This window comes from Leptotrichia hofstadii, assembly GCF_007990525.1.
Lineage (GTDB): Bacteria > Fusobacteriota > Fusobacteriia > Fusobacteriales > Leptotrichiaceae > Leptotrichia > Leptotrichia hofstadii.
Window position 1 is genome coordinate 377778 of sequence record NZ_AP019823.1, and the last position, 17900, is coordinate 395677.

Sequence of the window (17900 nt, forward strand, 5' to 3'; positions counted from 1 at the left end):
GAAAACTGTACATTAGACTGGAACTGGAGGAACAAATGAAAAGATGTAAAAAGGACGTGACTTTAGGCGAAATAAAGGACATAGAGTATCTTTTTTATTATGAAAATCTTAGTGCTTATGAAACAGCAAAAATTTTGGAGATAAAAAAAGGCAGAGTGGACAATATTAGCCACAAATATTTGAAAAATCAAAGAAAAAGAAAGAAAATAGACACGGAAGAAAAAAATAAAATAGTAAAAATGTTTGAAGAAAAACACCTGCATTATATCACGATAGCCCAAAAAATGAAGAGAAGCAAGTATACGGTAAGAAATATAATAAGGGAGGAAACAGGAAATTATAACAACAACAGATTTATTTTTAAGAATTCAAGAAAAATATGGACAAAAGAAGAATTTGATTATGTGAGAAAAAATTACAAAGAACACACAGCGAAAGAAATAGCCAGAACTTTAGGAAGAAGTGAAGTGGCTGTTTTTACTAAAATAAGAGATTTGAGAAAGAATGAAAAAATCGACTACAAGCCAAGGGGAGGACATCCTAACTTTCGCATCGTTCTGAAATTATAGATTCTGGATAAATTTAAGCTGGAAGAAGGGAGAGAAAAGGATTGATAAAATTAGAATTACCCATAATGCCACCGTCCGTAAATACATTGTGGGTAAATAAGCATAGAGGGCGGTATAAATCAAAAAGGGGCAAGGAGTTTGAAGAAATAGCCAAGCATGAATTAAAAAAGCAGTACAAGGGCGAGGCAACAAAAAAAACGGCTCAAGGTTGAAATATGGCTATATTTTAAAACTAGAGCCAAAAGGGATATAGACAATTACAACAAGGCTATTTTAGACAGTCTTAAAGGAATTGTGATTGAGGATGACGAACTTATAGACGATTTGGCTGTGCACAAAATAAAAGGGTATGGCAAAGATAAGGTTTATATCGAAATTTTAGAGAGAGGGAATTAGAAAATGGTAAATGCAGAAATAATAAATTTAAGAAAAATGGATATGAGGTATTTAGAAAAAATGAAAAAACTTGTTAAGGAGTTCTATGTGGCTTTTGGACAAGAAAAATATCTGAACAAAGAAGTATATAGAGAGATAAGCGTTGAACGGATGAAACTAAGAAATAAATTATTTGATGAAGAACTAAAGGAATTTTTGGAAGCTGAAACAGATGTGGAGAAATTAGATGCTATTTGTGATATGTATTACATAGCGATAGGCACAACGCTTGAACTAGGAATATACGGTAATCAGTTTTTTGTAATTGATTATTACAAACAAAGAACTTGGTTTAACGATGAATTAATTATGGAAGCATTTGAAGAAGTTCACAGAAGCAATATGTCAAAACTTGAAAATGGGAAAGCAATTTTCAGGGAAGATGGGAAAATATTGAAAGGGAAAAATTATTTTAGACCGAATTTAAAAAAATTTATTGAATAAAATAGGAGGAATATTAATGAATGAATTGATGAATGTAGAAAGCAGAAACACATTGACAAGTTTGGAAGTGGCGGAGATAACAGGAAAAAGGCATGATAATGTTTTATCCGATATTAGAGATGAAATCGATAAACTAGGAGTAGAGAGAGGACTCCTAATTTTTCAGGAGTCCTATTATATAAATTCACAAAACAAGCAACAGCCAATGTTTCTTTTGAATTACAAAGGAGTTTTACAACTTGGGGCAAGATATAATGCTGAAACAAGATTTAGGCTTATTGAAAAGATTGAACAGCTTCAAAAACCAATGACAATAGAAGATATGATCATATTGCAGGCAAATGAAATGAAGAGTGTCAAGCATAGAATTGACATCGTGGAAAACAAAGTTGACAACGAGATAAGGATAGACCATACGGAACAAAGAAAATTACAAAAAGCAGTTTCGATAAGAGTTTATCAAAGGCTGGATGTGATAGATGCTGACAGAAATTTAATGTTTCCTGCAATTTACAGAGATTTAAAGGACAGGTTTGGAGTTGCAAGCTACCGTGATATTAAGAGAAAAGACTTAACTGAAGCACTGGCATACGTACAGAACTGGATAGAAAAAGCGGAATTAAGGAATTGAGATAGAAGAGATTAAGTTGATAAAAGGACAATGACAACTGAATAATAACTGTGATAAATAATTTTGAAATTTTTAGATTTTTAGGTATAATAAATATTATCAGAAACAGGAGGTAATCAATGAAATATAAGAAATTTAGAATAAGAAATTATAAGGCGATTAAAGATCTAACAATAGAATTGGATAATCAAAATTTGGTTCCAATAATAGGTTTAAATGAAACAGGAAAGAGCTCTATCTTACAAGCATTATTTGCATTTGATTGCTTTAATGACAAGCAATATAGTGGCGAATTTATAAATTATGACTATATAAAAAATAAATTCGAAAACAAACAAAATCCTATTATCGAAGCCGAAATAGAAAATATAAATAAAAACGATTTGATAGAGAACGCAATAGGATATATAATTACACAAAAAGAAGATTATTTTATTTCTAACAGCCGATACAAAGATAATAGTGAATTTAAAAAGCATCAATATTTAAATTTTATTCGAGATAAATTATTAAGTTTTATGGAAAATGTATTTTTTGATATAAAAGAAGATAGTTTAAAAATCGCAAGAGAATTTTCAATTACTCAAAATGGTATGTACAATAATAGATATTTAATTTCACAATTAAAAATCAAGGAGTTTAATGAAACAATATCAGTAAATGGTTATTCAATCGAAGAACTTTTATTTTATATACCAAAAGAAGAAATAGAACAATTAATAGGAGAATCAATTTTAAAATATTTACCTCATATAGTATATATTGATGATTTTAAAGATGCGATTCCAAATAGAATCAAAGAAAACGATGATTGGTATTTGTACATCAAGGAAATATTTTCTAGAAATAAAATGAATGTAAATGACTTTTTGAATAGCACTTTATCAGATAAAGGGACAATGCTGGAAGATATAAAATATGAACTTAATGAAAATCTAGCCAATTTATGGGATAAAATGCATGAAAACAGAATAAAAGAAGAATTTAAAACTATAGAAATTGATTTAAAATACGAAGATAAAGAATTCCAATTTTTAATAAATGATTTGAGAGAAAAAAGAGAAAACGGAAGACCAAGAACAGTGGTATTTCCAGTAAATATGCGTTCTAAAGGATTTCAGTGGTTTTTCAATTTTTTCATTAAAATGAAATATAATTGGAAACATATAAGTGATGAAAATTATGGGAGTATAATTTTATTGGATGAGCCAGGAGTATACTTACATACAACTTTTCAGTCAGAATTAGTAAAAATATTGAAAGAATTATCGTTAGAAAACAAAATATTCTATACAACACATTTAGAAAATATGGTTAATCCAAAAGTAATAAAAATAAATCAAGTTCATATAGCAAAAAGAAAAAATGAAAAAGTGATATTAGAAAGAATCACTAAAATTGAAGACAATAAAAATTTAGGAGAAATGACACCGATAATAAATGCTCTAAAAATAGATAATTTTCCATTATTACATTTTAATGAAAAAATTATAATAACAGAAGGAATGACAGATAAAATATTTCTAGAGATGCTAAAGGAAATTGAATTGCTGGATACAAATATAAAGATTATTCCTGGTGTAGGAGTTACAAATCTTAGTATTTTAATAGGTTTATTTAGCGGAATTACAGATAATTATACTGTAATTTTTGATAATGATGATGAAGGAAGAAAATTTTTTGAAAAATATAAAAATGAATATGGTAAAAGAGAAAGTAAAAAATGGATATTACATCGGTCAAAGGATAAGGGAAAACAAGATATTGTATTGGAGAGTTATTATAGTCCTAAAATAAAAGAAATTTTAGAGAAATATCCGAATGGAATAAAAACAGGATTAATAGAGTTTTATTATTCTGCAACATCCGAAGAAAAAGAAATATTTTATAAAGAATTAAAAGATTTAAATAGAAAGGGAGAGGATATTCATATTCTTATAAATCAAATAAAATCAAAATTGAAGTAAATTGAAATAAATTGAAATCACAGTTATTAATTTAGCTGTGATTTTTTTATGGAGGGAAAATGGATGAAAATGTATTGGAAAAAATAAAAATTAGATTACTAAGTGGAATCGAAGTAAATGAAAGTGATTTTAATTTCATGAAGTTGAACGCTAATCTATTTAAGAATATTAAATTTATCAAGAAAAGAAAGGCTAAAAAGAAATGGCTTACACGGAAATCAAAAACAGCGAGATAACAATAACATTAGCCGTAGAAAAAGTTTATCCAGGACTTAAGCAACAGCTGGAAGAGCGTCTTAATAATTTTCCAATCAAAGTTATTCCTGTAAAAAAATTGTCTAAGGCACAGAACGGACTGATACACGTTTTGTTAAAGCAGTTCGGAGATGAGATTGGGTACACTTTAATAGAGATTAAGGAACTAATGAAAGAGCAGTTTGCAGTATCCACAGATAGATTAGACTTTTCTACAGCAAAATGCGATATGGAAACAGCAAATGAATTTATTTCGTTTATCATAGAACAAGCGTTAGAACTTGGAATAAATTTATATATACTTGGAAAACACGATAAAAGATATAAACATATATTGGAAATTGACAATATAACACAAAGATACGTGATTGCCTGCTTGAGAAAAAGAGTTTGCTGTATCTGCGGAAAAGAGCATAACGAGTACAGCACAATAGAACTGCATCATTGGAATTCGGTAGCGAGCATAGGCGGATATGAAAACTGTGACGGATTAAAAACACCATTTATGAGCTTATGTACCAAGCATCATCAGGAATTCCACGCAACAGGCAAGGAAACGTTTAAGAATAAATATTATATTGAAGGGGTTTGGTTAAATGTGGAACTTGTAAAAGAGTTGAAAAAGATTTACAAAAATCATTTTAGAGCATTTGAGGAGGAATAAAATGAAATTTTTAAAAATATATTTGTTAGGATTTGCAATAGTTTTTGCATTTTTAACAACAACTGAAACAATAGCGAAAATAGCATCATATAGAAGAACAGGAAGATGGAATAGCCGTAAGTTCGAGTGGAAATATGTTATATATTTTTCACTCTACAGTTTTGGATTCGTTGTTTTGCTTTTACATGATTATATCGAAAACAGGAGATAGTTCAGTCACAGAAAGTCGATTGGATTAGAAAATTGCTGATGTCGGAAAAATGATATAAAGAACGTTTGGACGATGTAGGGAAAACGATAAATTAGGAGGAATAAATGGAAATAATAATAAGAATCATAAACGCTTTAATCACAGCAACAACTACTTTGGTGCTGGTAAATTTTATTTACGGATTAGTAATGAAATTTAAAATCAAGATGAAGACATTTAAATTCAACATAAGCAACATAATAGCATTTTTGATTGCTATGATTGTAAATCTATCCGTGATTTACGGATTGATTTGGATTATAAAGTTTTTTGCTATTAAAGTATAAAGTGGTATAATTAATTATAATAAAAAAAGCATTTAAGGAGGATGAAGAATGAGTGATATTCTAATAGACCAAATAGAAGACAAAATATTTATTTTAAGAAAAAAAACGAACGCAGTTAATAGCGAAATAGAAGAAAGAGAAAGAGATTATGAAATAAAATATCCAAATTCATACGTGATAATTGATTTTAGACTATTTGATTTATACAAAGAAAGAAAGTGTTTAGAAAACGAATTGTCGGAGTTGAAAAAATTTTTACCATGTGGTTACGGTATTTTGTTTTAGTTCAGCAAAAAAACATTGGCAAAGAGGAGTGGACAAGTGGGAAATTATGAATTAATAGATGAAAAAAAGTTTTTTTATGAAAATTTAACAGATTTTGGTTGGGGAGAATTTCGTAAATTTAAAATGGATTTCCTAAAAGAACATTTTCCAGAAAAATTTAAAAACAAACAAGTGATTGTACTTTTTAAAGGAGAATTTACAGAAGAAATGGAATTAGAATTGATAAGAGAATTTACAGAGAAAATGATTCGAGAAGAAGGGAAAAGATTTCTTGAATTTGCGGCAAATTATCTAGAAGAAAAAGAAAAACAGGAACAAAAGCAAAAAAAAAGGGGATGAAAAACATCAAAAAAGTTTATTGTTTAAAATTTTAAATTTTTTCAAGAAAAAACAAAGCTCAAACACTTGAAAAAACTGATAAAATAAGGTATAATTAGGAGGTAACGTGAACACAAAAAAAGAACTTACAAAAGATGATATAACAGAATTATTAAAAGATGAAGAAATTTTATATTTACTTGAGGATCTAAAAAAATCTAAAGAGCGTCAAGAAGATATAAAAATAACATTAGTATTAAAAAAAGGTAAAATTACTGGAAAAGAATATACGGTAAGAAAATTTAATAATAAAAACAGGGCAAGATAAACCTCAGATGAGTGAGCCGCTGAATAGATAGATTAGAAATAGTCTATTTGTTTAGTGGCTCTTTTTTTGTCTAAAAATCAAAGAAAGGGGGAACAAATGTCGGTTATATTATTGATTGCAAGTTTTTTTATTAATATAGCAGTAATATTGATACTATTTCAAATTATTTGTTATGGGACAAAAAAATACATAAAAGAAAGAATCAAAAGAAATTTGGAACTCTTAGACAAATTAGAAGAGATTGAAAAAGATATAGACAACAAGATAGATGGATTAAAGATAATGATATATGATAAATATCTTGATAGATGTAGAGTAGGAATGAAGAAACAAAGAGAAGAAGACAAAGGATTGAGAGATAAGCTAGTAGAATTAGAGAATAAATACTCGAAATAGCAAATACACCAAACAATCGTTAAAGCGAAAACAAAGAAAAAAAACAAAATTTTGATTAAAAAGGTACTTCCAGAGAGACAAAAAAGAGCGAACGGGTTCGAAGCCCCAGAAAAAATATGGGTACAATGTTTTTGAAACTTTAGTTCCGTACCAGAAAGGCGGTGTTTATGGTAGTTAAGGAAGGTCAAATTGTAAGAGCAATGGATTTAGCAAAAATGCTTGGTGTTTCAGATAGGCATATTAGGGATTTAGCTAATGAAAATGTTGTAAAAAAAACGGCACAAGGAAAATATCTGCTTTTAGAAAGTGTACGTGGGTATATTGAGTATTTAAAATCTAGGAATGATGCTGATATTAGCTTAAAAGATGAAAAAATTAAGGAAGAAACTAAAAGGATTATTAAAGATACCGAAATTAAGGAACTCAAAATTAAAGAATTGAAAAATCAATTGCATTCGGCTGATGTTATTGAAAAAGTAATGACAGATAGTCTTATAAATATGAAAGGTAAATTGCTTTCCTTATCTAACAAATTAGCACCGCAAATAATAGCATTAGATAATTTGGGAGAGATTCAAGATGTTATCCAAGATGGAATATTCGAAGCGTTGGAAGAACTTAGTGAATATAATCCAGAGATGTTCAGAAGTAAAAACTTTGTTGAAGACGATGAAGAAGAGGAAATGGAGGTTAAAAATGAAAAAAGAAAGCATGGCAGACCTAAAAAGAGCCAATGATTTATTTAAAAAGATTTTTTCAGTACTTAAACCTCCGCCAAAACTTACAATTGACACTTGGTCTGACAAATATAGGATTTTATCAACTAAGACTTCTAGCGAACCAGGACGGTGGAATACTGATAGAGTTCCATTTCAAAGAGAGGTAATGAGAGCGATATCAGATAAAAGGACTGAGAAGGTTGTAATGATGTATGGAGCTCAACTATCTAAAACTGAAATACTTATGAATACATTTGGGTTTTATGCTGATTATGATCCAGCTCCAATCATGTTTTTAATGCCTACCAAAGATATGGCTCAAGATTTTTCAAGCACTAGGCTTAACGATATGATTTTGAGTACTCCACAACTTAGAAACAAAATAATTGAGAGCGATAATTCAAGGGATACTAAAAGGCAAAAGGAATTTGCTGGGGGTTATATAGTTTTGACTGGAAGTAATTCTGCGGCGGAATTGTCAAGTAGACCGATTAGGATTTTATTAGCTGATGAAATTGATAGATTTCCGTCTAATGTAAAAGGCGAAGGTGATCCACTTAATCTAGCAATTGAAAGGACCAAAACATTTTGGAATAAAAAAATTGTGCTTACAAGTACGCCAACCATTAAAGGTGGAAGTAGAGTAGAACTGGAATACGAGAACAGCACAAAAGAAGAGTATTATGTGCCTTGTCCAAAATGTGGAGAAATGCAAACGTTAAAGTGGAGAAATATCATGTTTGAAGATGTGACACACAAATGTGAAAAATGTTTGGAAACTTCTAGTGAGTACGATTGGAAAAGAAATCTTATCAAAGGAGAATGGAGAGCACATAATAGTGAAGTTGACAGGTTTCAAGTAAGAGGATTTCATATTTCGGAACTTTATAGTCCGTTTTCTAAATGGAGTAGCATTATTAATAAATTTAAAGCGGCAAAAGGTGATGAACAGCTTATGAAAGTATTTGTTAATACAGCTCTTGGGGAATGCTGGGAAGAAAAAGTTGAAAGATTTAACTTTGAGGAAATACAAGCGAGAGCTGAAGATTACGGCGAATACTTGAATCATGAAGATGGAACTTATGAGGAAGTAGAAATTCCTGACAAAGTCAATGTGCTTACAGCTGGTGTCGATGTTCAAGACAATAGACTTGAGGTTGAAATCGTTGGATGGGCAAAAGGTGAAGAAAGCTGGGGTATTTATTATAAAGTTATTATGGGAAATCCTGCTTTGCCTTATGTTTGGAATGAATTAGACCAAATTTTATTGAAAGATTATTCTTATCAGAACGGAGAAAAAATAAGGGTTGCTTGTGCTTGTGTTGATACAGGTGGGCATCATACTGATGACGTTTATAGGTATGTGAAAGCAAGGGAACAACTAAATATATTTGGTATAAAAGGAAGTGGAGAAACTGGGAGACCTCTTATTTCGCGTCCTAGTAAGAACAATAAAGGAGGAATTTCCTTATTTGTCTTGGGAGTTAATACTGGGAAAGATACAATAATGAGTAATCTTAAAGTAAAAGAACCAGGAGCTAAATATATGCATTATCCAAGCAATCCTAAGCGTGGATATGATGAAATTTATTTTAAAGGACTTACGTCCGAAATAAAAGTTGTTACATTTAGCAAAGGACAAGCTAAAATCGAGTGGAAAACAGTAGGAGATAAAAGAAATGAACCGCTCGATATTCGTAATTATGCACAAGCTGCATTAAGAATTGCTAATCCAGATTTAGACATTAGGTACTCAACCGATTTGTTAAATGGATTAAGAACACAGAGAGTTAGTAGAAAAAGAAAAATACTGTCGAAAGGAATTAAGTAAATGGGAAAATCGAATTATTCAAGAGAATATATTTTAGAAATGATAGTTGAATATGGTAAAGCTGAACGAGCAGTTTTAACAGGAAAAAGCTATAAAATTGGGACAAGAGAACTTACTCGAATGGGAATAGATGAAATAAGAAAAGGGAGAGCTTATTGGGAAAATGAATTACAAAAATTAAATAGTATTGGAAAAAGAAGAGTGAGAAGAGGAGTTCCTAGAAATCTTTAAGTTAGAAAGAGAGGTGTGATATGAATTTAATTGACAATTTAGTGGCAGTATTTAATCCGCAAAAAGGAGTAGAAAGATTTAAAGCAAGAAGAAAACTGGAAATTTTAAATACAGGATATTCCAATCACGGAGCTTCAACTACTAAAAAAGCAATGATAGGTTGGCAAAGTACTGCGGGCGGTGTAAAAAAAGATATTTATAAAAATCGTAAGAAATTGATTGAGCGTTCAAGAGATTTATATATGGGAACTTCTGTTGCAACTGGAGCATTGAAAACCATTAACACAAATGTTGTGGGAAGTGGTTTGAAATTAAAAGCGGCTATTGATAGTGAAACAATAGGGATAAGTGATGATGAAGCGGCTAAGGTAGAAGAAATGATTGAAAAAGAATTTGAACTTTGGTCGAAAGATAAGATTGATAATTTAGGAACTATGAATTTTTATCAAGTTCAAGAACTTGTATTTTTGACAGTGCTACTAAATGGAGAATGCTTTATAAAATTAAATTATTTTGAAACACCTAAAAATCCGTATAGTTTGAAGTTAGAAATTTTAGAGCCTGATAGAATTTATACTCCTAATAATATGATTTCGGATAAAAGTGTAGTTGAAGGAGTAAAGATAGATAAAAATGGAAGAGTTGAAGGTTATTATGTTTCATCTGAACATCCATTGGACGCAACTGGTGCAGTAACAGAAAAATTTATTAAAGTTTATGGAAGTGAGAATCAAAAAAACATAATCCATCTTCTTTTTACCGAAAGACCTGAACAAGTAAGAGGAATCCCAATATTGTCACCAGTTATCGAAAATTTAAAACAGCTTGGAAATTATACTGAAGCAGAATTAATGGCTGCTGTTATAAGTGGATTGTATGCAATTTTTATTGAAAGTGAAGCTGATAGTCCGAGCGGGGCTGATGTCGGAGAACTTGAAGCGGTTGAAAATGATTTGCTGGTAGATTCAGAAGATGAAACCACTATAGAACTTGCACCAGGAATGATTGCTTCACTTAATCCAGGAGAAAAAGCAAAAGCCACTAATCCAGGAAGACCGAATGCGCAATTTGACCCATTTGTAACGAGTATTTTAAGACAAATAGGGAGTGCTTTAGAAGTTCCGTATGAACTTTTGATTAAGCATTTCACGGCGAGTTATTCAGCAAGTCGTGCGGCACTTTTGGAAGCATGGAAAATGTTCAGAAAAAGACGAGAGTGGTTTTCTGAAAACTTTACTCAACCAATTTATGAAGAATGGTTAAATGAAGCTTATTTATTAGGGAGAGTAGAACTTAAAAACTATGGAACTGATTTCCTTATAGATAAAGCTTGGTGTGGGTCACAATGGAATGGACCTTCGCAAGGGCAAATTGACCCATTAAAAGAGGCTAATGCTGCTGTTATAAGAATTAATAATGGATTATCAACTAGAACTAGAGAAACGGCAGAGCTAAATGGTGGAGATTTTGAACAAAATGTAAGAATTTTAGCAAAAGAAAATAAATTATTAAAAGAGAAAGGAGTGGTAATAAATGCCGAAACAACTAAAATTTTGGAATCTAGTGAAGAATGAGGAAGAAAAAACGGCGGAACTTATACTTTATGGGAGTATAGGAAGTGATGAGTATTGGGATGATGTATCCGATAAGGTATTTAAACAAGATATAGAAAACCTTGGAGATGTGGAAAATATTACTTTATATATAAATAGTCCAGGTGGGAGTGTATTTAGTGCTGTGGCAATAGCGAATACTCTTAAAAATCACAAAGCTAAAGTGACGGCAAATATTGATGGTTTGGCAGCAAGTGCTGCAACTATTATAACAAGTGCTTGTGATACTGTAAGAATGCCTAAAAATGCTTTATTTATGATTCACAATCCAATTACTTTTGCTTATGGGAACAATCAAGAAATGCAAAAAACTGTTGAAATGCTTGATAAGGTTAAAAACAGTATTATTGAAACATATTTAAATAAAACAAAAACTGATAAGGAAACTTTATCTGAATTAATGGATAATGAAACTTGGATGGATGCGGAAATGGCTAAAGATTACGGATTTGTTGATGAAATTGTGGATGAAGAAGTAGGGAAAGAATTTGTAGAAAATAAATTAATTATAAATAACATGGCTTTTGATATTTCAAAATTTAAAAATTTTAGAAAAGTAAAAGGTGTAGTTATTAATAATAAAAAAAATACTAAGGAGGTAAAAATGACTTTAGATGAGTTAAAAAACCAATTTCCTGATTTGTATGATTATGTATTAAATGAGGGAAAAAAGATTGGAAAAGAGGAAGAAAGGGAAAGAATAAAAGCTATTGATGATATAGGGGTCAATAATTATTCTGACTTAATAGAAAATGCGAAATATGTAAATCCTATGTCAGCTAGTGAATTGGCTATTAATATTTTGAAAAAGCAAAAAGAAGAAAAAGCTCAAAAGTTGCAAAATATTAAAAACGAAAGCCAAGGTAATTTTATACCACCAGCTGCGAATGATGGAACAACGCATGGCAAAAAAGAAGAAAAACAGTTTATGGGACTTGATATTATGACTATTTTTTCTAAAATGAATAAAAAAACAGAGGAGGGGAAATAAATGGATTTTGTAACAAAAGGCAATGAATATGCCAGTGAACAATTTTTGAGCGGTACAGGACACAGATATATGGAATTTGAAGTGCCGCAAGGTAAAAGTGTAAAAAGAGGTGATGCTGTAAATGTAACTGCCGAACTTTCAGATGGAACTGATTTATTTGGAATAGTTATGGAAAATGCTGACGGAACAACTGTGAAAACTAAAACAACTGTAGCTATTTCAGGGGAATTCATTTTTGAGGGATTAAATGTGAAAGCAGGTACACAAAAAGCAGATTTTACAAAAGCAGCTAGAGATAAAGGTATTGTAATAAAAGGATTAGGAGGTAAGGAATAATGCCAGCAGTAATAGAATTTATTGGGTTGTATGACCAGAATGTGATTAGACCGAAATCATTTATAAGAGACAGTTATTTTAAAAATAGAAAAACATCAGAAAATCAAAAAATGGAAATAGAATTTAGAAAAGGAAGACAACTTGTAGCACCTTTTGTATCTGAATTTATTCCAGGAACAGAAATGGTAAAGAACACTTATGAAAGTAAATTTTTTCAAGCTCCAAAAGTAGCACCAAAAAGAACTTTTTCGGCTTTTGAGTTGTTTTTTAATAAAACGGCAGGGGAAACAATTTATGGCGGGAAAAGTCCCGAGGAAAGAAAAGCAGACTTACTTGCAGAATCTTTTGCTGAATTTGAAGAACAAATTACAAGAAGAGAAGAAAAAATGTGTGCTGAAGCGTTGTTTGATGGGAAAGTAGTTGTAAAAGGTGAAGGAATAGAAGGGGAAATTAAATTTGGAACAGTTGAAGAAATTACACCAGCTGTTTTATGGACTCAACCTAATGCTGATATAATTGGAGATTTACAAGCGGCAATAACAAAAATAGGAGAAAACACAGGTTTAAGACCTGAAATGATTTTAATGGACCCAGTAACTGCAAAATTATTTGTAGAAAATGAAAAAGTTCAAAAATTATTAGATGTAAGAAATTATCACATGGGAGAAATTGATCCTAGAGAAATTGCAAGTGGAGCAATCTATATTGGAACTCTTGCACCATTTGGACTTCCTATTTATTCTTATCAGTCACAACATTCTGTGTTAAATGCTGATGGAAAAACTTATTCAACAAAAAATATTGTTCCTGAAGGTAAAGTGTTGTTAGCACCAAGCAATAATACAATTATCTACGGACCAGCAGCGGATGTAAAACAAGGAATTATTGTAGCAGAGCGTTCAGTTTTTACAGATGAAGATTCAAAATCTAACACTGTAGAAATCAGGACAGAATCAAGACCACTTCCTGTGGTTTATGATATCGAAGCTATAAAAATATTGAAAGTTAAATAGGAGGTAATGATGAAATTTAGAACATTAAAGCCTATGATTTATGGTGGAGTTAGTTATGAAGTAGACGGTGAAGTAGATATACAAGAAAAGTCAGTAATAAAAAGCTGTCTTGAAAGAGGGCTTATTGCTGAAATAAACGGTAAAACTGAAAAGTCTGAAGAATCAATTGAAACAGAAAATACTGAAGAAACAGATAAAAAAGATACAAAAAATAAGAAAAAATAGGTAAAAAACATGAATTTTAAAGATATTTTAGAAAATGATATACAAAATACATTTTTAAATTCAGAAGAGTTTGGTGAAACACATAATTTGAATGGTACTGATGTTATTTGTGTGACAGATGAGGACAGTTTTCAAGAAAAGGAAATTAGTGGAAAATTAACAATAGAAAGTGGATTTTACAAGGAAGGGATTACGGTATTTATTGACAAAAAGTATTTGAAGTATAAGCCTGAAGGCAATATGAGGATAGATTTTGACAATAAGGAATGGATAGTTGCAAACTGTAAAGAGAACTTTGGTATGTATGAACTTGATTTATATAGATACACGGATTATTAGGAGTTGATTTAGATGTTTACGATTCAATTTGATGAAAGTGTCCTTAATGATATTGAGAATAAGTTCGTTGAATTTCCGCAACAAGCTCCAAAGGCTTTAGCAAGTGCTTTAAATAGGGTTTCAACTATGAGTAAAACTCGTATGGTTAGAAATGCAACTAAGACCTATACGGTTAAATATGGGGATTTATTAAGCGGATTGACTATGAAAAGAGCTAATCCTGGTAAGCTGATGGCTGAAATCAATTCTAATGGAGGTTATTTGGGATTAGACCATTTCCAATTGAATCCGAGCACAAGAACAGGCAGAACATCGGTAACGGCTACAGTAAAGAATGGTAATGGGATAATGCTTAATGATAAAACATTTATAGCATATAAAGACGGTCATTTAGGGGCATTCGAAAGAGAAAGAAATGGACGATTGCCAATCAAAAGAAAATACGGACCGTCTGCTCCACAAATGTTAGGACCTACGACTTTTTTACCTGATCTCGATGAATTTATGTCTCAAAAGTTAAATGAAAGGTTTGAACATGAGTTGAATAGGCTCTTGTCAATGTAATTTATGAGTATTAAAGTGATTGAAAAAAGTTTGTATGACTTTTTGTGTGAAGAATTTAAAGATACTGATTATCAGATATTCCGAGGAGCGTTGCCAGTTAGGAGATACGGTGAAATTGACAAAAATACAGGACAGAAAAAGCCGTTTTTTCCTTGTGTGACATTAAGGGCTTTGAGTTCTAGGCAAGTTGCAGAAGGAATGGATAGCTATGATTGCGACGCTACTTTTGAAATAATAGTTGGTACTAAGAATGAAGATTATATTGATAATCTTTATAAAGGTGAAGAAATTAGAAGTAAACTTTTAACTAAAGTTTATGATGAAAGAGGATGGGCAATACGGGAAGATAAAGAATTTAAGTGTGATTTATATAGTGACGAGTTCGGAGATTTTATATTTTCAAGAATTACATTTACAGTTTGGGATTATCCTGTTGAGCCTGAAATTTTTAAGGAGGAATAATGGAAGATAAAAAGCAATATATTTATTTAGGAGATACGCTTGAATTTAAAGATATTAGATTTACAAAAGGTGTTATTTACTACAGTAATGAAGTGATCGAAGAAAAATTTGAGAAATATCCGCTTTTGAAAAGAATTTTGGTGGATGTTAATCAAGCTAGTGAAGCATTACAAAACGAAAAATTGCTTGAAACGGTAACACAGCAAATTAAAGACCAAATAAGGGAGGAGGCTGAATAATGGGTTATAAACACGGAACTTATCAAACTGAGACATCGAGTGATATATCACTACCAATAGTGCTTGATTATGGGCATTTTATTGTAGGGACTGCACCGATGAACAAAGTAAAAAGAGAAAACAGAAGAGCGAATGAGATTGTAAGATTAGGAACTTATAAAGAAGCTATTCAGTATTTTGGGGACACTTACGACTTAGATTTTTCAATTTCACAAGCTATAAAAGTGTTTTTTGAACTATATAAAGTAGCGCCGCTTTATGTTGTGAATATCTTAGATCTTGAAAAACATAAAACAGCTAAAAAGACTCAAAATGATTTGAGCTTAACAAATGGTAAAGTTGTTATTCCGAATCATAAATTGATAACAGATACATTAGTAGTTAAAGAGAATGCGACATCACAAGTTATTTCGGACGCTGTAACGATGTGGACAGACGAAGGACTTGAAATATATGCTAAACTGTCAAATGGCACTAAAATTGATATTGAATATGAAGAAATTGATTTGTCAAAAGTAACGAAAGCACAGGCTCTAGGTGGATATGATATTTCAACAATGAAAAGAACAGGATTAGAGCTATTAGATGAAGTTTTTTTAAAATATTCGGAATTACCAGCTTTCATTGACATTCCAGATTTTTCAAGTGATAGTGAAATTGCTGCGATTATGCAAACAAAAGCTAAAAATATAAATGGGAATATGTTTGAAGCAGTTGCATTGATTAATGCGCCGATTGACAAGCCTTATGACCAAATTCCTAAATGGAAAGATGATAATAATATTAATGGAAATGACCAAATTGTATTGTACGGAACATTAGGATTAGCTGGTAAAAAATATATTCAGTCTATTCAGTATGCTGCGTTGTCGCTATCAGTAGATAATGAAAATGGTGGAGTTCCATCACAAACTCCGTCTAATTATTTATATAAATGTGACAGTTTATATTGGAAAAATTCGATTGGAAATCTTGAAGAGATAATTTTGGATAAAGAACAACAAGCTAACTTATTAAATAAAAACGGAGTAGTAACCGCTATTAATTTCAAAGGTTGGAAATGTTGGGGGTCTGAAACTGCACTTAATCCAATGGCAACAGATCCGAAAGACAAATTCATATATACTCGTAGAATGTTTAAGTATATAGGGAATGAACTGGTTATAAGTTATTTTGATAAAGTGGATAAGAAATTTTCTAAAAAATTAGCTGAAACAGTAACAAAATCAATGAATATTAGATTAAATGCTATTGTAGCTAGAAATGATTTGTTGAGTGCAAATGCTGCTTTATCAGCTGAAGACAATGACACGATTAATGTTGCAAATGGGGATATAACTTGGGTTATTAAATTGGGAGTAATTCCTGGTATGAAATCAGCAACATTTAAGAAAAAATATGACGCAGACGCATTAACTGAGTTTGCGAATAGTTTAGGAAAATAGGAGGATAAAGAATGGCTAAAAAGAAACTGCCTTTGGGAATCGTTGACGCTGACCTTTATGTCAATGGTTCGAATGCATTAGAAGGAGTTGGAGTAGTAGAACTTCCAAATGTGGAATCAGCGACAATAACGACTGAACAGTTTGGTATGGCTGCAGAATTTGAAGCTCCGTTGATTGGACATTATAAAAAAATGTCAGCTAAGGTAAAAATGGATAGTATGAATGATACATTATTAAATTTTAATAATAATGATTCAATCACACTAGAGTGCTTAGGAGCTTTGCAAGAATTAGATAGAATGTCGCACTCGCCAAAAGTAACTGGTGCAGATGCAACATTGAAAGGATTTATCACAAAATTTGATGGTCCAAAAGTTGAGAACGGTAAGAAATTTGAAGGTTCATTTGATTTGAGTATAACTTATTACAAATTAATGATAAATGGTAAAACGATCATTGAAATTGATGTGTTGAATGGAATTTCAAATGTAAATGGAAGTTTGAATAATATCATAAGACAATTATTAGGACATATTTAGGAGGAATAGAATGATTATAAAATTAACGAAAGAATATGATTTAGGAAGTAAAAAATACAAAGAAATAGATTTGAAACTGGATAATTTGACAGGGGCAGATTTATTGGAATGTGGAAAAGATTATAAATCAAGAATGAAATCTAATGCCGAAAACTTTAAAGATTTTGATGATGCTTGGGCTTTGACTGTAGCTGAAAAGGCATCAGGCATTAAATACGGGCATTTAATGACATTAGGCGCTGAAGACTTTTTAAAAGTAGTAAATCAAACTAAGAATTTTTTAGTAAAAGGTTGGGGAACGGACGAAGACAAGGACGAGAAAACTCCAACGGCGGAAGTGTAACAGATGACTTTTTAGACTTGATTACAGATTTATTGAGTGGGCTCAACTATTTTAAAATGAATATTAGTTATGAAACACTTATGAAATGTACATTTGATGAGCTGGATTACTGGATAGCAAGGGCTAATAAGTTGATTGAGGAAGAAAAGGCAAGGCAAGAAGAAAGCGAATAAAAGGGAGG

Annotated in this window: 29 protein-coding genes; all 29 read left to right on the plus strand. The window is 31.0% G+C overall.

The genetic code is table 11. From position 1 onward, the window contains the following. The first annotated feature begins 35 nt into the window (after window positions 1-35). The 29 genes from FVE77_RS01775 to FVE77_RS01905 all read left to right on the plus strand — a co-directional run bounded on the left by FVE77_RS01775 (window position 36) and on the right by FVE77_RS01905 (window position 17719). The gene (locus FVE77_RS01775; RefSeq protein ID WP_026745274.1) at window positions 36-569 is read left to right on the plus strand and encodes a hypothetical protein; all 534 of its coding nucleotides are present in this window, start codon (window positions 36-38) and stop codon (window positions 567-569) included. A 41-nt stretch (window positions 570-610) separates the two neighbouring features. Beyond that, window positions 611-781 (plus strand): hypothetical protein, encoded by a 171-nt coding sequence (locus tag FVE77_RS12415; protein WP_154669745.1) that lies wholly within the window; start codon window positions 611-613, stop codon window positions 779-781. Between the two features lies 1 nt (window position 782). Continuing rightward, a complete protein-coding gene (locus FVE77_RS13080) occupies window positions 783-965 on the plus strand; it encodes a RusA family crossover junction endodeoxyribonuclease (protein WP_081690266.1) in 183 nt (60 codons plus the stop codon). A gap of 3 nt (window positions 966-968) precedes the next feature. After that, window positions 969-1448: a nucleoside triphosphate pyrophosphohydrolase family protein gene (locus tag FVE77_RS01785; RefSeq protein ID WP_051254441.1), complete on the plus strand. Its 480-nt coding sequence runs from the start codon at window positions 969-971 to the stop codon at window positions 1446-1448. Between the two features lie 16 nt (window positions 1449-1464). Beyond that, a complete protein-coding gene (locus FVE77_RS01790; RefSeq protein WP_051254442.1) occupies window positions 1465-2079 on the plus strand; it encodes a Rha family transcriptional regulator in 615 nt (204 codons plus the stop codon). 119 nt (window positions 2080-2198) lie between these two features. Continuing rightward, complete coding sequence (locus FVE77_RS01795; RefSeq protein ID WP_026745276.1) at window positions 2199-4046, plus strand: AAA family ATPase; 1848 nt, start codon at window positions 2199-2201, stop codon at window positions 4044-4046. Window positions 4047-4105: 59 nt separating this feature from the next. Beyond that, on the plus strand, window positions 4106-4282 hold the full coding sequence (locus FVE77_RS12420) for a hypothetical protein (protein WP_154669746.1): 177 nt from the start codon (window positions 4106-4108) through the stop codon (window positions 4280-4282). Further along, complete coding sequence (locus tag FVE77_RS01800) at window positions 4249-4965, plus strand: putative HNHc nuclease (protein ID WP_026745277.1); 717 nt, start codon at window positions 4249-4251, stop codon at window positions 4963-4965. Before FVE77_RS12420 ends, FVE77_RS01800 begins: the two co-directional genes overlap by 34 nt. Window position 4966: 1 nt before the next feature. Then, complete coding sequence (locus tag FVE77_RS01805) at window positions 4967-5176, plus strand: hypothetical protein (RefSeq protein ID WP_026745278.1); 210 nt, start codon at window positions 4967-4969, stop codon at window positions 5174-5176. A gap of 104 nt (window positions 5177-5280) precedes the next feature. Continuing rightward, window positions 5281-5502: a hypothetical protein gene (locus tag FVE77_RS01810; RefSeq protein ID WP_026745279.1), complete on the plus strand. Its 222-nt coding sequence runs from the start codon at window positions 5281-5283 to the stop codon at window positions 5500-5502. Between the two features lie 48 nt (window positions 5503-5550). Then, window positions 5551-5787 (plus strand): hypothetical protein, encoded by a 237-nt coding sequence (locus FVE77_RS01815; protein ID WP_026745280.1) that lies wholly within the window; start codon window positions 5551-5553, stop codon window positions 5785-5787. 36 nt (window positions 5788-5823) lie between these two features. Next, window positions 5824-6126, plus strand: coding sequence for a hypothetical protein (locus tag FVE77_RS01820; RefSeq protein WP_026745281.1), 303 nt, complete (start codon window positions 5824-5826; stop codon window positions 6124-6126). Window positions 6127-6232: 106 nt separating this feature from the next. Then, the gene (locus FVE77_RS01825) at window positions 6233-6433 is read left to right on the plus strand and encodes a hypothetical protein (protein ID WP_026745282.1); all 201 of its coding nucleotides are present in this window, start codon (window positions 6233-6235) and stop codon (window positions 6431-6433) included. A gap of 96 nt (window positions 6434-6529) precedes the next feature. After that, complete coding sequence (locus FVE77_RS01830) at window positions 6530-6829, plus strand: hypothetical protein (RefSeq protein ID WP_026745283.1); 300 nt, start codon at window positions 6530-6532, stop codon at window positions 6827-6829. 167 nt (window positions 6830-6996) lie between these two features. Continuing rightward, window positions 6997-7566 (plus strand): hypothetical protein, encoded by a 570-nt coding sequence (locus FVE77_RS01835; RefSeq protein WP_026745284.1) that lies wholly within the window; start codon window positions 6997-6999, stop codon window positions 7564-7566. Next, the gene (locus tag FVE77_RS01840; protein ID WP_232052513.1) at window positions 7526-9379 is read left to right on the plus strand and encodes a phage terminase large subunit family protein; all 1854 of its coding nucleotides are present in this window, start codon (window positions 7526-7528) and stop codon (window positions 9377-9379) included. Before FVE77_RS01835 ends, FVE77_RS01840 begins: the two co-directional genes overlap by 41 nt. Further along, window positions 9380-9610, plus strand: a complete 231-nt coding sequence (locus FVE77_RS01845; protein WP_018450293.1) for a DUF6148 family protein — start codon at window positions 9380-9382, stop codon at window positions 9608-9610. It abuts the gene before it with no gap. Between the two features lie 20 nt (window positions 9611-9630). Then, on the plus strand, window positions 9631-11184 hold the full coding sequence (locus tag FVE77_RS01850; protein WP_026745286.1) for a phage portal protein: 1554 nt from the start codon (window positions 9631-9633) through the stop codon (window positions 11182-11184). Further along, window positions 11144-12214 (plus strand): head maturation protease, ClpP-related, encoded by a 1071-nt coding sequence (locus tag FVE77_RS01855; protein WP_026745287.1) that lies wholly within the window; start codon window positions 11144-11146, stop codon window positions 12212-12214. The genes FVE77_RS01850 and FVE77_RS01855 overlap by 41 nt, the downstream gene beginning before the upstream one ends. After that, window positions 12215-12550 (plus strand): hypothetical protein, encoded by a 336-nt coding sequence (locus tag FVE77_RS01860; RefSeq protein WP_006803895.1) that lies wholly within the window; start codon window positions 12215-12217, stop codon window positions 12548-12550. Continuing rightward, on the plus strand, window positions 12550-13563 hold the full coding sequence (locus tag FVE77_RS01865) for a major capsid protein (RefSeq protein WP_026745288.1): 1014 nt from the start codon (window positions 12550-12552) through the stop codon (window positions 13561-13563). The genes FVE77_RS01860 and FVE77_RS01865 overlap by 1 nt, the downstream gene beginning before the upstream one ends. A 9-nt stretch (window positions 13564-13572) precedes the next feature. Next, entirely contained in the window at window positions 13573-13788 is a 216-nt protein-coding gene (locus tag FVE77_RS01870) for a hypothetical protein (RefSeq protein ID WP_026745289.1), read from the plus strand. Between the two features lie 9 nt (window positions 13789-13797). Continuing rightward, complete coding sequence (locus FVE77_RS01875) at window positions 13798-14127, plus strand: hypothetical protein (protein ID WP_026745290.1); 330 nt, start codon at window positions 13798-13800, stop codon at window positions 14125-14127. A 12-nt stretch (window positions 14128-14139) separates the two neighbouring features. Continuing rightward, window positions 14140-14691: a phage tail protein gene (locus tag FVE77_RS01880; RefSeq protein WP_026745291.1), complete on the plus strand. Its 552-nt coding sequence runs from the start codon at window positions 14140-14142 to the stop codon at window positions 14689-14691. 3 nt (window positions 14692-14694) lie between these two features. Further along, complete coding sequence (locus FVE77_RS01885; protein ID WP_172966408.1) at window positions 14695-15153, plus strand: hypothetical protein; 459 nt, start codon at window positions 14695-14697, stop codon at window positions 15151-15153. Beyond that, on the plus strand, window positions 15153-15392 hold the full coding sequence (locus tag FVE77_RS01890) for a hypothetical protein (protein ID WP_026745293.1): 240 nt from the start codon (window positions 15153-15155) through the stop codon (window positions 15390-15392). The genes FVE77_RS01885 and FVE77_RS01890 overlap by 1 nt, the downstream gene beginning before the upstream one ends. Next, entirely contained in the window at window positions 15392-16837 is a 1446-nt protein-coding gene (locus FVE77_RS01895) for a phage tail sheath protein (RefSeq protein WP_026745294.1), read from the plus strand. The genes FVE77_RS01890 and FVE77_RS01895 overlap by 1 nt, the downstream gene beginning before the upstream one ends. A gap of 11 nt (window positions 16838-16848) precedes the next feature. Next, entirely contained in the window at window positions 16849-17376 is a 528-nt protein-coding gene (locus tag FVE77_RS01900; protein WP_018450282.1) for a phage major tail tube protein, read from the plus strand. A 10-nt stretch (window positions 17377-17386) separates the two neighbouring features. Further along, a complete protein-coding gene (locus tag FVE77_RS01905; RefSeq protein ID WP_026745295.1) occupies window positions 17387-17719 on the plus strand; it encodes a hypothetical protein in 333 nt (110 codons plus the stop codon). Window positions 17720-17900: the final 181 nt, after the last annotated feature.